The following is a 14,250-nucleotide window of genomic DNA, read 5'->3' on the forward strand; positions in this document are numbered from 1 at the left end:
GCTAGTGCGAGCTTGATCACCGGCGGGTTCTTGTCTTGTTGGCTGTCCGGAGGTGGCGGCGTACGTGCGAGTGCGCCGTAGTTCCTCGCACCTCCCACCACCGAAGGGTTCTCCCTGTGCCCCCACGTTCTTCGTGCCGCCCGGTGTCCCTCTACCGTCTCGACGGTGGCCTTGACCTGGCGGAATACCTCTTGTCCGTCGAATCTGCCGACACCATCGTCAACCAGTATGTTCGGCTCGGTGAGGTGGAGTGCCTCGCGATGGGTGGCGTCCTGCGTTCGGACGCGCCGTCCTGGGCCGATCACATGCACTCTTTGACTGGCATCGACTTCAACTTCTCGGGCGACATGCCGTTCGGGGTGCTGCTCGTGCCCCTGCCGCCCTGGACGTACGCCCTGACCTGGGGCTCCGGTCATCTTCTCGTCGACAACGAACTGGTCGAGCAAGGCTTCGGCCTGATGTTCGGCATCCGCCGACTGGACTGCAGCCGACTTGGTCTGGTGGCTAGTTCAGCGCTGGACGTCACGGCTCGTGCGACGCAGACCTCCTTTCCGGGAGGTAGCGACCTGGGAGGCTTCCAGATCGAGCCCTACGGCGAGCTGGTCAACCGCATCGCCGGCCCCGCAGACCTCCGCGGCCTGACCTACGGCCGGGAGACCGGCAAGCCGTACCGCATCAAGGTCGGCAACGCGCTGTGGGCGCCGTTCGCACGTGAGCCGAAGGCTCTACTGGCCGACCTGCGAGCCGTCGGCGAGGCCGTCGACGAGTCGGACGACCACTCGGCGCTGCGCTTCGCTGCTCAGACACGTCCTTTGCCCAAGTCGTACATCAAGCGTGGCGAGCTCGAGTCACGGCTGGCCGCGGTGCTCGGCGGCGACGAGACCGCCGGCGTGCTGGGCCTGGCCTGGCCCGACGATGTTGTCCGCGACGTCGAGGAGGCCGGCTCCTTCAAGATCCAGCGGCTCGGCTCGTGGGGACCGTATGTCGTCGACACCAACATCGAACTGAGCGACTTCACCGAGCGGTTCAAGCTCATCTCGGCCCAAGATCGCCTGGAGAACCTGCAGGGCGCTCGAGTGATGACCTGCCTCGATGACGTCGGCCAGCATGAGTTCGGGTCGCTAACCTCCCTGCGGAAGTGGTTCGTGTTCGAGACGACCATCGACAACGTCCGGTACTGCTACCACCAGGGCAAATGGTTTCGCATCGGCGAAGGGTTCGTCGAGCAGATCCGTGAGCAGGTTGCAGCGCTCCTCGAGCACCGGAGCGACCTGTCGTTCCCCCACTGGACGCCGACAGGGAAGCGTGACGATGAGCACCGCTTCTGCGAGCTCACTGCTAAGCAAGACGGCTACATCTGCCTCGACCGGAACCTCGCATCGACGCCTTTCCATCCGCGGTTCGAACTCTGCGACATCGTCGGGCCGGCCGACGAGACGGTGCACGTCAAGTGGCTCGGCGGCGCGCCGGCCGCGAGCCATCTCTTCACTCAGGCCCAGGTCGCGGCCCAGGCCATCCGGGACGAGCCTGAAGCGATCCAGCAGCTGAACGACAAGGTTAGGGCGCTTGATCCGCTGCGGGCGACGATGGACCCGTCGGTGGTCGTGCTCGCGATCGCTGGCCGGACCTGGGACGTAGACCAGCTGTTCACGTTGTCTCAGCTCAGCCTGCTCCGGCTGCATCGGACGCTGCGTCACCTGCGGTGCACTCTGCAGTTCGCCGACATCCCATACACCCCGAAGACTCGATCGAAGGCCGCGAAGACCGCTGCTTGATCCGCTGGCAGACCAAGGACCGTCGCCAGACTTTCCTTCCTGATGCCCCTGAGCTGCGCCGATAGCACAGCTCAGGGGCATTACTCTCGAGCCTCTGTCTACGCGCCGGAGGAGACCTCATCAGAACGTCGGTGGGGCCGACTATCGTGAACTGATACCAGCAGCAAGTCACACTCGGTAACCAGAGGCTGCTACTCAGTGAGCGAAGGACGGACGACGAGGATGGCTAGGTCACTCGACCTCAAGCAGACCGCAAGGCTCAGCCGGACGACGTTGACCACGTCGAAGGCGGGGGCGTAGCCGTGGCACTCAGGAAGTCTGACCTTTACGGCTCTCTTTGGAGCAGTGCTGATGAACTCCGCGGCAGCATGGACGCCAGTCAGTACAAGGATTACGTCTTGACACTGCTGTTCGTGAAGTATGTGTCAGATAAGGCCAAGGCTGATCCGTATGCGCTCATCGAGGTGCCCGAGGACGGCTCGTTCGACTACCTGATCACGCTCAAGGGCCGATCGGACGTCGGCGAGAGGGTCAACGTCGCAATCCGCAAGCTCGCGGAGGCGAACGACCTCATGGGTGTCATCAACAACGCCGACTTCGACGACCCGACCAAGCTTGGCTCCGGCAAGGATCTCCAGGATAAGGTGTCGAATCTGATCGGCATCTTCCAGGACATGGACTTCTCCGGCTCGAAGGCCGAGGGCGACGACCTGCTCGGTGACGCGTATGAGTACCTGATGCGCCACTTCGCCACGCAGTCGGGCAAGAGCAAGGGGCAGTTCTACACGCCTGCTGAGGTGTCTCGTGTCATGGCGCAGCTGCTCCAGATCTCGGCCGGTACGCCGAAGTTCACGACGGTCTATGACCCTACCTGTGGGTCTGGGTCGCTGCTGATCAAAGTGGCAGACGCAGCCCCGAACGGCCTGAGCATCTACGGTCAGGAGAACGACAACGCTACGTGGGCGTTGGCTCGCATGAACATGATCCTGCACGGCAACGAGAGCCACGTGATTGTGCAGGGCAACACCCTGGCCGACCCGAAGTTCCGCGAGAATGATCGGCTGACCACCTTCGACTACCTCGTCGCCAACCCGCCTTTCTCTGTGAAGACTTGGAAGAACGGCGTAGAGAAGGACTATGGCCGTTTCGACGGTTTCGGCGCACCTCCAGACAAAAACGGTGACTACGCGTTCCTGCTGCACATGGTCAAGTCGCTGAAATCCACTGGCAAGGGCGTTGTCGTCCTGCCGCATGGCGTACTCTTCCGTGGCAACACCGAGGCCCAGATCCGGCAGGAGCTGATCAAGCGCGGTTATATCAAGGCGATCATCGGCTTACCGGCCAACCTCTTCTACGGCACGGGCATCCCCGCCTGTCTCATCGTGCTCGACAAGAAGAACGCCGTCGGCCGCACCGGAATATTCATGATCGACGCTTCCAAGGGCTTCGAAAAGGACGGCCCAAAGAACCGTCTACGCCCGCGCGACATGCACAGGATTGTCGACGCCTTCGTCAACCAGAAGGAGATCCAGAGGTTCTCTCGCATGGTGTCGCTGAAGGAGATCGCTGACCCGAAGAACGACTACAACCTCAACATCCCGCGCTACATCGACAGCTCGGAGCCTGAGGACATCCAGGACTTGCGTGCCCACCTCCAGGGTGGGATCCCGAACAGGGACCTGGATGCGCTGCAACCGTATTGGGATGCCTTCCCGAGCCTGCGTGCCGAGCTGTTTACGCCGTTGCGCGATGGCTACTCGGAGCTGGCAGTTGATAAAGTCGACATCCAGGCGACCATCACCCGCTCGAGCGAGTATCAGGCTTTTGCCGCAGGCACGAGCGAAACGGTTGCCGAATGGTGGGCCTCCCACCGCAAGATGCTGGTAGACATCACGAGCTCGACCCGGCCGAACGACTTAATCGAAGAACTCTCTGAGGCGCTGCTGGAGGACTTCCGCCCACGCCCGCTCATCGATGAGTACGGCGTCTATGAGCAACTCATGAGCTACTGGAACGCAACGATGCACGACGACGTCACTCTGATCGTCGGCGAGGGGTGGGACCCGGCGGCCAAACCACGTCCCGCGCGCTCGTGGAAGGACAAGAACAACAAAGCCAAGTATGAGGACTCCCACTTCGTGTTCGGCACTGGCGCCAACGCTAAGCGCTGGGTTATGGATCTGATCCCACCGGAGTACGTCATCGCTCGGTTTTTCCCGGAGGACAGGGTCAAGCTCGACGAGCTAATCGTCGAGCATGAGGCCGCTGTACAGGCCATCGAGGAGTACTTCGACGAGCACGCCGTCGAAGGCGGTCTGCTCTGGGATGCAGCGGACGACGACGGCAAGGTTACGGCAAAGCTCGTGAAGGATCGTCTCAAGGACGCAAAGGCTGAGAAGGCTGAGGCCGAGGAAATCGAGGCGCTCCAACAGGCAGTCAAGCTCATCGCTGCCGAGGGGGCTGCTAAGAAGGTCGTCAAGGACGCGACCATCAAGCTGAACGAGCAGGCACTCGCGCACTACGGCAAGCTCACGACCGAAGACATCCAGGCGCTGGTCATCGATGACAAGTGGGGTGGAACCATCCGCGGCCGAATTGGTGCGGAGGTGACGGCACTTCGTCAGGCATTGATTACGCGGCTGCGTGTGCTAGCTGACCGCTACGAGGCGACGGTGGGTGAGCTCGACGACTCCGTGAAGGAGCTCAGCACTAAGGTCGCTGCTCACCTCGCCGCTATGGGGGTGAAGGGATGACTTCGGAGTTCGCTGGACTGCCGGCCGATTGGGCCGTCAGAACGCTTGGGAGTCTCGGCCGGGTTGTTCGCGGAGGGTCGCCAAGGCCAGCGGGAGATCCTCGATACTTCAAGGGGTCGTTCGTCCCGTGGCTCACTGTCGCATCTCTCACCACTATCCCGCCCAGCCAGGTGTGGGTTACCGAGACGGGAGGCTTTCTCACAGAGGAAGGGGCTCGGCGCAGTCGGACACTCGAGCCAAACACGCTAGTCATTTCTAACAGCGGAGCGACCTTGGGCGTCGCCAAGATTCTGAAAATCCGGTGTTGCGCGAACGACGGTATCGGCGCGCTCATCGACCAGCACTCGGGCAATAAAGAGTTCATCTGTCAGTACCTGAACACTCAGACTGGATACCTGCGTGACGTGGTTGCGCCGGGAAACGGGCAGCCGAACCTGAACACATCACTGATCGAGGACATTGCGGTACCGTTCCCGAGTGAGCCCGAACAGGCAGCGATCGCTGCTGTACTGAGGGACGCTGATGACCTGATTTCGTCCTTGACAGCTGCCATCGTGAAGAGGCGCGCCATCAAGCTGGGCATGATGCAGGAACTGTTGACCGGTCGCACTCGCATTGGCAGCGTGGCTGGAGCTTGGCCGACAGTGAGGTTGCTTGATCTCGTCACCATCGCCAGCGGACAGGTCGATCCACGACGTCCTGAGTTTCGCGATCTTCCCTTAATCGCCCCTGACCACATCGAGTCAGGCACTGGTCGTCTCCTGGCGGTGAAGACTGCTGCCGAGCAGGGCGCGATCAGCGGCAAGTATCTTGCAGAGCCAGGCGACGTGATCTACTCCAAGATCCGTCCATACCTCCGAAAGGCACACGTTGCCAGGTTCCGGACACTGTGCAGTGCCGATATGTATCCGTTGCGTCCAAAGAGCGGCGTAGATCCCGAGTTCGTCCTTAATGCATTGCTCGGCGCGCGATTCACTGACTTCGCCGCTTCAGCGTCAATGCGTAGCGGCATCCCGAAGATTAACAGAGTGGAGTTGGCCGCATTCGAGCTCACTGTGCCTCCCTGCGAAGAGCAGCAGAAGATCGCGGAGGTATTGCTCGATGCTGACGCCGAGATTGCAGCTCTTGAGCGCCGCCTCGAATCCGCCCGCGCCATCAAGACCGGCATGATGCAGGAGCTACTTACTGGCCGCACCCGGTTGCCTGTGGAGGCTGTCTCATGAGTGACGTCGGCCAGAGAGAGCGCGAGACGCAGAACCGCGTCGTCAAGCTGTTCGTCGATCAACTGGAGTACGACTACGGTGGCAACCGGGAGGACTACGACAACTCCAACATCGACGAGACGCTGCTACGTCAGAACTTGGTCGCTCGCGGCTTCGACGAGGAGCTTGTCGGCCGCGCTGTTCAGCAACTCCTGACTGCCGTCTCCCTGGCGGGGGGTCAGTCGCTCTATGACGCCAACCGCAAGGTCTACGACCTGCTCCGCTATGGCGTGAAGGTCAAGCGTGACGTCGGTGAGAACTACGAGACGGTTTGGCTGATCGACTGGGCTAACTCGACGGCGAATCACTTTGTCGTGGCCGAGGAAGTCACTATCAAGGGCGAGCACGCCAAGCGCCCCGACTTGGTGCTCTACGTAAATGGTATCGCCCTCGGCGTCATCGAGCTGAAGCGCTCGTACGTGAACGTCAGTGAGGGCATCCGGCAGAATATCGGCAACCAGAAGCAGCACTTTGTGCGCCCGTTCTTCACGACGGTGCAGTTTCTATTTGCGGGCAACGACGTCGAGGGCTTACGCTACGGCGTGATCGAGACGCCGGAGAAGTACTGGCTGGAGTGGAAGGAGCCCAAGGCCAGCCCGATTGGGTCAGGTATCGCCAACCCGCTCGACCGCGCTCTGACGCAGATGGCCAGCAAGGACCGCTTCCTCGAGCTCATACACGACTTCATCGTCTTCGACTCGGGCGTCAAGAAGACGGCGCGTCACAACCAGTTCTTCGGCGTCAAGGCTTCCCAGGAGCGCATCCGCTCTCGTGAGGGCGGTATCATCTGGCACACCCAGGGGTCAGGTAAGAGCCTGACGATGGTCTGGCTGGCAAAGTGGATCCGCGAGCACCAGACCGACGCACGAGTTCTGATCATCACGGACCGTACTGAGCTTGACGAGCAAATCGAGAAGGTGTTTGGCGGCGTCAATGAGAAGATCTACCCGACCGAGTCGGGCACCGATCTCATCACCCAACTGAATAAGAGCACGCCGTGGCTGCTCTGCTCGCTCGTCCACAAGTTCCGCGGCTCGGACGACGATAAGGACCGCGACGAGGCTGGCGATGAGTTCATCCGTGAGCTCCAGGCCACAATCCCCGTCGGCTTTCGGGTCAAGGGCAACCTCTTCGTCTTCGTCGACGAGGCGCACCGCACTCAGAGCGGCAAGATGCATCGCGCCATGAAGAAGTTGCTGCCGGAGGCGATGTTCATCGGTTTCACTGGCACGCCGCTACTAAAGGCCGACAAAAAGAACAGTATCAAGACTTTCGGCAGCTTCATTCACGAATACAAGTTCGACGAAGCTGTGCGCGACGGTGTGGTGCTCGACTTGCGCTACGAGGCGCGCAACGTCGATCAACATCTCAAGGGCGCCGCACAGATCGACAAGTGGTTCGACCTCAAGACCAAAGGGCTCACCGACCTCAGCAAGGCCCGCCTCAAGAAGAGGTGGGGCACCATGCAGAAGGTCGTCTCGGCCAAGTCGCGCGCCGAGATGATCGTGCAGGACATCCTGATGGACTTCGAGCGGGAACCGCGCCTGATCTCGGGGCGCGGAAATGCCATGCTCGTAGGCGAGGACGTCTACCAGGCGTGCAAGTTCTACGAGCTGTTTGCCCAGGCTGGTTTCAAAGGCAAGGTAGCCATCGTCACGAGCTTCGTCCCGAATGCCACCGCCATTTCGAAAGAGGACGCTGGCGAAGGCGACACGGAGAAGATCCGCAAGTACGAGATCTATCGGCAGATGCTCGCCGACTACTTCAATCAGCCGGCCGACGACGCCGTGAAGCGGATCGAGGAGTTCGAGGCCGAAGTCAAGAGGCGCTTCATCGAGGAACCCGGTCAGATGCGGCTGCTGATCGTGGTTGACAAACTGCTGACTGGCTTCGACGCCCCGAGCGCTACGTACCTGTACATCGACAAGACCATGCGAAACCACAGCCTCTTCCAGGCCATCTGCCGCGTCAACCGTCTAGATGGTGATGACAAGACGTACGGCTACGTTATCGACTACCGTGACTTGTTCAAGTCGATTGACAAGGCTATCACCGATTACACCGGCGAAGTGCTGGACGGTTACGCCAAGGAAGACATCGACGGCCTGCTCAAGGACCGAACCGAGCAGGAACGCAAGGATCTCGATGAAGCGCTGGAGCACATCCGAGCGCTCTGCGAGCCAGTTGCCTCCCCCAAGGGCACCGTCGAGTACCAGCACTACTTCGTCTCGACTGTTCCCGGCGATGCGGATCAGATCAAGGCCAATGAGCCGAAGCGGATCGAGCTGTACAAGTCCGTAGCTGCTCTGCTGCGCGCGTACGGCGTGCTCGCCAACGACATGGATGCTGCCGGGTACGGCGAGGTTGATGCCATAGCCATCCAGAACGAGGTCAAGCACTACGTGGCGGTTCGCAACGAAGTCGAAGTTGGGGCGGGTGAAAATATCGACTTGAAGCAGTTCGAGGCAGGCATGCGTGCGCTGCTCGACACCTACATCCAGGCCGACCCCGCAGAGCCGGTTGCCACCTTCGACGAAGGTCTCGTACACCTGATCGTCGACCAGGGCATCGGGGCTATCGACGCCTTACCGCCTGGAATCAGAGAAAGCGATGAGGCCGTCTCAGCGACCATCATCAACAATGTCCGTAGGACCATCGTCGACGAGCGTGTTCTCAACCCGAGGTACTACGACCGGATGTCTGTACTCCTGGATGCACTTATCGAGCGGCGCAATCAAGAAGCAATCGAGTACGCAGACTTCCTCAACGAGCTTATCGACCTGACGCGACAGCTGGTCAACGGCGAATCGACGACGGCCTACCCGGATTGGGCTAGGACGCCAGCTCGTCGAGCGCTAGTGGACTTCGATTGGCCGGAGGGTTCAGTCGTTAACGCTGAGGACCTTCACGACGTCATTCAGAATTCTAAGGAGCATGGTTGGGCTGGAAATGCTATGAAGGAGCGGGCGCTGGCCCGGGCACTGGTCAAGGCGCTGCCGGCAGGACTCGATTCTGACGATGTCAAGCGGCTTATTGCCCTCCTGAAGGAGCATGATGAGTACCGCTAACGCTTATCTGACGGTTGCAGGACTCGGTGTCGATGTCATCTACAAGGACATCAAGAACCTGCACATCTCCGTTTACCCGCCGATGGGCCGTGTACGCGTAGCTGCCCCGGCGCGCACCGATGAGGACACTATTCGGCTAGCGATCGTGCAGCGCCTGCCGTGGATCAAGCGTCAACGTGAGCAACTACAGAATGCAGATCGGCAGACGAAGCGTGAGATGGAGTCGGGCGAGACACACTACGTCTGGGGTCAGCGCTACCTCTTGGATGTCTCGCGTCGAAGTGGGCACCACAGCGTCGAGGCCAAGGGACGGACTCTCTGGGTGGTCACCCCGCCGGGCGCAAACGCGGACGCCCGTCGCGCAACGCTCGATCGCTGGTACCGGCGCCAGCTGAAAGCAGCTCTGCCCGCGCTCCTCGACAAATGGCAGCCTGTGATCGGCGTCGAGGCAGTTAATGTTGTCGTCCGGCGCATGAAGACCAAGTGGGGGACGTGCGTCGCACACTCAGGCACCATTTGGCTCAACCCCGAGCTAGCCAAGAAGAATCCGCGATGCCTGGAGTACATCCTCGTCCACGAGTTGGTGCACTTCCACGAGCGTGGTCACGGCCCTCGTTTCGTCGAGTTGATGGATCACTACCTACCCGACTGGCGCTCCCGTCGCGACGAGCTGAACGATGCACCACTGGCCGACGAGGACTGGACCGAACGAGACTAACCTGCAGTAGGACACGCTGAGAGCGCAAGGTGAGCCCCCGCAGAGATCGGATTCGCGGCGTCTTTGTACGGACGTCCGGGCAGTCGTCACAGACGACCATGAGCACGCCGGCTACGCCTCGGGTTTGACGTCAGTGAGCATGTGCAGCCAGTACTTGGCGCCGTCGCCGGTGGCCCATGGCCAGAAGATGTCGCGGCGGTCCTCGGCAGGTGACCGCTAGCGCGACGTAGATCGGCCGTTTGGCGACTAGGCCCATCGCGGATCTCGACGTGGATCGCTTGGACGGGGGATCACAGGATAGACCGGGTCCAGTTGTTGGTTCTCCCCACCTGACCATGCCCTCGACGACCTTGTCGATGATCGTGGAGAGGAACATGGTTAGCGGGGTCGACCTTGCGGGTCCCGAATCAGCGCTCCCCGCTCGATCAGCCGGGCACGCACTGTGTTCGCCGTCGTGCCAGCCTGACTCCGATCCGGGCCAGTGACCATCCTGTTGCATAGAGTCGCACGGCTTCGCCGACTTGCTCTGTGGTCAGTCGTCTCGGATCTGCACACCGGCGCGGTGGAGGATGCCGCTCACGGTCTTCCGGTTGATCTTGAACTACGCGGCGAGGTCGTACACGGTCTGACCAGCTTGATAGGCCCGGGTCAGCTCATCGACCTGCTGGTCGTTCAGCTGCCTGGCTCGACGTTGCTTACTCCGTTTGGGTGAAGGTGTGGTAGATCTCACGGCGGAGGGCAGGCGATGGATCAGTGCTTCAAGCATCCTGACCTGCACGCTTGTGTTGTAGTAGCTTTCCCGGAGGTCCACTTCTTAAGGTTTTCACGCACATACGCGCCAGAGCGCCTTCGGTACCGGCCTTGGAGTCGGCCACTGCCTTGTCCCACCGCGCTTGCAGGCTTTCAAGGAGGCGTTGCTCGACTGCGGCGGCGATGTGGGAGTAGGTCTCTTGGACTTTGTCTTGGAGGACGTGGCCGAGGCGGAGGGCTTGGGCGATTTCGGGGATGCCGTCGTCGATCATCCAGGTTTTGTGGCTGTGGCGGAGGCCGTGGAAGGTGAGGCCGGGCTTGGCGGGTTGGACGCGGATGGCTGGGTTGGCGATGTGGAGGTTGCCGTCGGCGGCGGGGCGGAAGGCTCGGCGGGAGAAGTTGCTGCGTCGGTGCCATTCGAGGTTGGGGGTGACGAAGACCTGGCGGTGGTTGTGGGTGGTGAGGTGCCAGCGTAGGAGGCGGGCGAGGAATGGGGGCAGGCTGATGGTGCGTTCGGATTCGTCGGTTTTGAGGTGGCCGAGGTAGAGCGGGCCGCTGCAGGGTTCGTGGAGGGCGCCGATGTCGGGGTCGAGGTAGATGGTGCCGGTGTCGTCGTCGTAGAGGTCCGGTCCAGCCGCCGGTGACGATGAGGACGGCGCCGCACGCCCCGTATTTGAGGGCCGCTTGGTCGGCGACGTGGAGGACTTCGGCGGGTTCGCCCCAGATCTTGCGTGGCGTGCGCTGGGCTCGGCGGCGGCGCCCGCGGCGGCGGGCAACGAGTGGGTTCGCGGCGATCAGCTTCTCCGGGACGGCGTCGGAAAGCAGGAGGGAGAAGCACTTGATGATGCTGTCGACCGTGGTCTTCGCGAGCCCGGAGGCGCGCAGTTTCTTCTCCCAGGTGCGGATGCTGAGGTTGGTGAGTTCGGCGAAGGCGGTGTTGCCCCAGCGGGGGAGGATGTGGACTTTGAGGAAGCTGCGGTAGTTGGGTCTGCCCAGACTTCGGTTGACACCGGAGTTGACTGTTTCTCAGGCCGCTGCTGCGGTCGTGTAGATGGTCTCAAACTCGACCGGGGTGAGCTTGCCCAGGGCGCGTTGGCGGCGTTTGCGGTGGTATTTCGTCTCGATCCAGGACACGATCGCCAACCGGAGTTCCTCCCGGGCGCGCCACCGCCGGGTATCGAGAACGTTCTTCTGCAGCAACGAAAAGAACGACTCCATCGCGGCATTGTCACCACACGCACCGACCCGGCCCATCGACCCGGTCAGCCCATTGCTGCGCAACAGGGACCGGTAGGCCGCCGATCGGAATTGGGCGCCGCGATCGGAGTGGACCACCGCACCGTGCGGGTCGCGCAGCGCGATCGCGTTACGCAGCGCGCTGACGGCGAGTGAGGCCCGCATATGCGGGGCGATGGAGTATCCGACGATCTTGTTGGAGTAGCAGTCCGTGACCGCACACAAGTACAGCTTGCCCTCACCGGTGGAGTGTTCGGTGATGTCGGTCAACCACTTGGTATTCGGTGCGTCGGCGGTGAAGTCACGGCGCACCAGGTCGTCGTGCACCGGCGGCCCGGCCTTGCGGGAGAGGCCCTTCTTCCTGGCGTGCAGCGAGAAGATCTGCTGCATGGAGCAGATCCGCCACACCCGGTTCTCCGACGCCGCATAGCCGCGGCGGGCGAGTTCGTCGGCGATGAACCGGTATCCGTCGGCCGGGTCGTCGGCGTGGATCTCGAGCGCGGCGTTGATCAGCTGCGCGTCGTCCCAGTCGCGCTGGCAGATCGGGGCTGCGCACCATTGGTAGTAGGCCTGCCGGGAGATGCCCAGCACCCTGCATGTCACCGCGACCGACACCCGCACGGGGGCGCCGGCCGCAGCCAGTTCACGGACGAGCGGGAAGGCTATTTTCCCGGCAGATTGCCCTGGGCCAGGTAGGCCGCGGCCTTGCGCAGGACCTCGTTCTCCTGCTCCAGCAGGCGGTTGCGTTTACGCAACTCGCGTAGCTCGGCGGACTCGTCCCGGGTCACGCCGGGCCGGGTGCCGTCCTCGACGTCGGCGGCGCGCAGCCAGTTGGCCAGGCAGGATTCGGAGATCCCGAAGTCCTTGGCGACCTGCTTCAGCGGGGTCTCGCCGCGGCGGGCGACGGCGACGACGTCGTCACGGAACTCGCGGGGTAGGGCTTGGGCACGGTGACATCCTAATGAGACGTGAGTCGCCCGTCGGGCAGACTCGAGTCTGGTAGCCGCCGGCAGGTGAGCACTCGGACATCCTGGACGCTGAGTCCTGATGGAAGATCGTGCCCCTGCCGGTGGCCGGGAGAGTTGATCGCTGATGGGATGTCGTGCCCGCCCGCGTGGCGTGAGCACTGATTCATTAGGTCGCTGATAGTTCTCCCGCAGGCTGCTGCCGAACATGGCCACGGGAACGGGAGAACGGGTGCTGTTCGTAGGGGACGACTGGGCTGAGGCGCATCACGACGTCGAGTTGATGGACGTGGCGGGCCGGCGGCTGGCAAAGGCCCGGCTGCCCGAGGGCGTGGCGGGGATGGCCCGGCTGCACGCGATGATCGGCGAGCAGTTCGGCGAAGACGCCGAGGCCGTGGAGGTGAGGATCGGGATCGAGACCGACCGGGGTCCATGGGTGCAGGCGCTGATCGCCGCCGGATACACGGTGTTCGCTGTCAACCCGTTGTCGGTGGCCCGCTACCGGGAACGCCACGGCGTCTCGGGCGCCAAGAGCGACGCGGCCGACGCACACACGCTGGCCGACATGGTTCGTACCGACTCCCACCAGCTGCGCCCGGTCGCCGGTGACACCGCCGAGGCCGAGGCGATCAAGATCGTGAGCAGGGCGCACAAGACGCTGATCTGGGAACGCACCCGGCACACCCAGCGGCTGCGGCACGCGCTGCGCGACTACTTCCCGGCCGCACTGGCGGCGTTCACCGACCTCGACGCCGCCGACACTCTGGAGCTGCTGGCCAAGGCACCCGACCCTGTCTCGGCTGCGAAGCTGACCATCACCCAGATCACGGCCGCTCTCAAACGTGCTCGCCGCCACGACATCCCTGCCAAGGCCGCCTCGATCCAGGCCGTGCTGCGTGCCGAGCACCTGGGCCAGCCCGCCGTGGTCACCGCGGCCTACGCTGCCACCACGCGCGCCGCCGCGGCAGTGCTGACTGTCCTGCACGAACAGATCAAAGCCTTACAGGGGCAGGTCGATGCGCATTTTGGCCGGCACCCGGACGCTGAGATCATCCTGTCCCAGCCGGGACTGGGGCCGGTCCTCGGTGCTCGGGTGCTCGCCGAGTTCGGAGACGACCCCGACCGCTACGCCGATGCCAAGCGCCGCAAGAACTACGCCGGCACCAGCCCGATCACCCGAGCCTCCGGCAAGAAAACGGCCGTGCTGGCCCGGTTCGTCCACAACGACCGGCTCATCGACGCGCTCATGACTCAAGCGTTCAGCGCACTGAACGCATCGCCCGGCGCCCGCGCCTACTACGACCAGCTCCGCGCACGCGGCGCCCAGCACAACGCCGCACTGCGGCAGCTCGCCAACCGGCTCGTCGGCATCCTGCACGGCTGCCTCAAAACCCGCACCCTCTACGACGAGGCGACCGCTTGGTCACATCGTGCAGAGAAGGCTGCTGCTTGACATTCAAGCTCCTGGGATGTCTTCCAGGCAAGGCCGAAGCCTCACACATGAGGTGTCAACCAGACCCTGGGCAGACCCTTTCGCCGCATCACCCGACTATGCCGTGACATGTCGGGCCGATATGCGCGTCGAGGTCGGCTGGCGCGAGACGGCGGGTCGGTTCGTCGATGTCTAGTCGATTGCAGGCTCTCGGGGTCAGTCATGAATCCCGTATGATGACTTCGGGTAGTGTATCGCGATCGGAGGAGGTTGCCGGTTGCGCGGCGACGT

The 14,250-nt window shown here is 62.6% G+C and carries 7 protein-coding genes and 2 pseudogenes; 6 read left to right on the forward strand and 3 right to left on the reverse strand.

The features are described 5' to 3' along the window. Nucleotides 1-143 precede the first annotated feature (143 nt). The 5 genes from QQ657_RS40935 to QQ657_RS40955 all read left to right on the forward strand — a co-directional run bounded on the left by QQ657_RS40935 (nucleotide 144) and on the right by QQ657_RS40955 (nucleotide 9,576). Nucleotides 144-1,775: a TIGR04141 family sporadically distributed protein gene (locus QQ657_RS40935; protein WP_284747742.1), complete on the forward strand. Its 1,632-nt coding sequence runs from the start codon at nucleotides 144-146 to the stop codon at nucleotides 1,773-1,775. A gap of 302 nt (nucleotides 1,776-2,077) precedes the next feature. Continuing rightward, nucleotides 2,078-4,528 (forward strand): type I restriction-modification system subunit M, encoded by a 2,451-nt coding sequence (locus QQ657_RS40940; protein ID WP_284747743.1) that lies wholly within the window; start codon nucleotides 2,078-2,080, stop codon nucleotides 4,526-4,528. After that, nucleotides 4,525-5,751: a restriction endonuclease subunit S gene (locus QQ657_RS40945; protein ID WP_284747744.1), complete on the forward strand. Its 1,227-nt coding sequence runs from the start codon at nucleotides 4,525-4,527 to the stop codon at nucleotides 5,749-5,751. The genes QQ657_RS40940 and QQ657_RS40945 overlap by 4 nt, the downstream gene beginning before the upstream one ends. After that, the gene (locus QQ657_RS40950; protein WP_284747745.1) at nucleotides 5,748-8,858 is read left to right on the forward strand and encodes a type I restriction endonuclease subunit R; all 3,111 of its coding nucleotides are present in this window, start codon (nucleotides 5,748-5,750) and stop codon (nucleotides 8,856-8,858) included. The genes QQ657_RS40945 and QQ657_RS40950 overlap by 4 nt, the downstream gene beginning before the upstream one ends. Further along, nucleotides 8,845-9,576 (forward strand): M48 family metallopeptidase, encoded by a 732-nt coding sequence (locus QQ657_RS40955; RefSeq protein ID WP_284747746.1) that lies wholly within the window; start codon nucleotides 8,845-8,847, stop codon nucleotides 9,574-9,576. Before QQ657_RS40950 ends, QQ657_RS40955 begins: the two co-directional genes overlap by 14 nt. A gap of 85 nt (nucleotides 9,577-9,661) precedes the next feature. On the opposite strand, the pseudogene QQ657_RS57010 reads toward QQ657_RS40955, so the two are convergent. The 3 genes and pseudogenes from QQ657_RS57010 to QQ657_RS40965 form a co-directional block, all read right to left on the reverse strand. Further along, nucleotides 9,662-9,946: pseudogene (locus tag QQ657_RS57010) on the reverse strand (transposase); the annotation flags it as partial. Between the two features lie 388 nt (nucleotides 9,947-10,334). Next, nucleotides 10,335-11,102, reverse strand: coding sequence for a site-specific integrase (locus QQ657_RS40960; protein ID WP_284747747.1), 768 nt, complete (start codon nucleotides 11,100-11,102; stop codon nucleotides 10,335-10,337). Nucleotides 11,103-11,352: 250 nt separating this feature from the next. Further along, nucleotides 11,353-12,491: pseudogene (locus QQ657_RS40965) on the reverse strand (IS3 family transposase); the annotation flags it as partial. A 268-nt stretch (nucleotides 12,492-12,759) separates the two neighbouring features. On the opposite strand from QQ657_RS40965, the gene QQ657_RS40970 reads away from it, so the two are divergent. Further along, nucleotides 12,760-13,980, forward strand: coding sequence for an IS110 family RNA-guided transposase (locus QQ657_RS40970; RefSeq protein ID WP_284747748.1), 1,221 nt, complete (start codon nucleotides 12,760-12,762; stop codon nucleotides 13,978-13,980). Nucleotides 13,981-14,250 lie beyond the last annotated feature (270 nt).

Origin of the sequence: Amycolatopsis ponsaeliensis, assembly GCF_030182635.1 — a bacterium.
Taxonomy (GTDB): Bacteria; Actinomycetota; Actinomycetes; order Mycobacteriales; family Pseudonocardiaceae; genus Amycolatopsis; species Amycolatopsis ponsaeliensis.